Annotated in this window: 2 protein-coding genes; both read left to right on the top strand. The window is 36.8% G+C overall.

The features are described from left to right. Positions 1–42: 42 nt before the first annotated feature. The gene (locus M3P05_RS20280; protein ID WP_249701951.1) at positions 43–855 is read left to right on the top strand and encodes a Fic family protein; all 813 of its coding nucleotides are present in this window, start codon (positions 43–45) and stop codon (positions 853–855) included. Between the two features lie 228 nt (positions 856–1,083). Next, positions 1,084–1,587: a hypothetical protein gene (locus tag M3P05_RS20285; RefSeq protein WP_249701952.1), complete on the top strand. Its 504-nt coding sequence runs from the start codon at positions 1,084–1,086 to the stop codon at positions 1,585–1,587. Positions 1,588–1,638 lie beyond the last annotated feature (51 nt).

Raw genomic sequence — 1,638 nt, forward strand, 5'->3', positions numbered from 1 at the left:
ACCACAACCCTTCAACTTCAGTTCAAATAAGGAAGTTTCTAGTTGTCAAATATTGAGATGCTTACAAAGGAAGATGTTGTAGAGATTCACAACAGACTTGTATTAGATGCAATTGAATCAGATGATCCAATCTCTCCTCCAGGCATTAAAGATGAAGGTCTATTAGAATCAGCTATAGGGCGTCAAAACGCTGGTTATGATGGAAAATTGAAATACGATTCTCCTATCCTCAATGCTGCATCGCTATGTTATGGAATTTGCTGCAATCATTCGCTTCATAACGGAAATAAGAGAACAGCTCTGGTTTCACTACTATGTCACCTTGATAAAAATGGTTATGCTTTCAACGGTAGAGCTACACAAGGAAATCTATATTCCTTCATGCTAAACGTTGCCAACCATTCTTTAGTTCCAAAAAAGAAATTGAAAAACTCGCTAGATAATTCTGACCAGGAAGTTAAAGCCATGGCGGAATGGATTAGAAAGAAGACGAGAAAAATGCAGAAAGCAGATAGAACCTTGTCTTATCCCGAATTGGAAAGAGTTCTCAGACAGCATGATGTCCATTTAGAAAACCACAAGGGTAATTATGTTGATGTAATAAAATACTCAACTTCATATGAAACAACTCGTTGGTTCCAAAAAAGAACAGTCCGTACTCGTGAAAAAGTTGCAAACATTCCTTTTTGGCCAGGTAGAACTGTTAGTAAAAATTTAATCAAATCTATAAGAAACCAGGCAGGCTTGACTCATAAAGATGGGGTTGATTCAGCCTTATTCTATGGCACAGAAGTCACTCCTGATGATTTCATAGTCAAATACAGAAACACATTGCGTAGATTAGCAAAAACCTAGTGCTAACAAGAGCTTGGGCTCGGACGCCGCGTTGCGGCGCCCGGCCAAGCAAGCGTTAGAAGCAATTCTATGTAGATCTGATATTTTATACGTTTATATCAATTCTAATATCACGGCCGTCAATTTATATTTAATTTTGAAAAATAATACAGCTGTGTATAAGTTCAAATCACAGTAAATGTGCCAAACAATAATTGTTTTATACATTTCCCTATCCGGAGAGGATTAATGAGCAGTAAAGAACTAAAAATTCAGGCATGTATAGTTTCAGTTTTACTTGGTCTTATTTTTGGTTTTAGTGCTATTCCAAAAGAATATGTAAAATTAGTTTTGATTTCATGGGCGATAATTTGTGGATTTATATTAAGCTCGGATGAGCAACGCTCTGTTTGGAAAATTTACACAAGCTCAATCGCTCCGTCACTTTTTTTATGCAGCACACCATTTATTGTTGTTCCACTACGGGCAATAATTCCATTATTTAGTGAAGCTGGGCCTAATTTTTATGCATTCATGAGTTTTCTTGCAATGATGCGGCATTCAGAAGTCTATTTTCTTACATATGTTGCTGAGTACATCGCATATTCTTTTTCACTGGCCACGATATGTATTTTTTTGAGTCTGATTTTTAAAAATTATCTATACAACATAACTGATGCATCATTGCTCACCACAAAAAGAATAATTACGACGTCATCCTGTTTTGGAGTCCTTTCGCTCTTATTCATCTGACTTACAAAGTAATCCCGCGCTTCTAACAAGTGCAGGCAAGGGACTGCGCCT

It is taken from the genome of Parendozoicomonas callyspongiae (assembly GCF_023502345.1).
Classification (GTDB): Bacteria; Pseudomonadota; Gammaproteobacteria; order Pseudomonadales; family Endozoicomonadaceae; genus Sansalvadorimonas; species Sansalvadorimonas callyspongiae.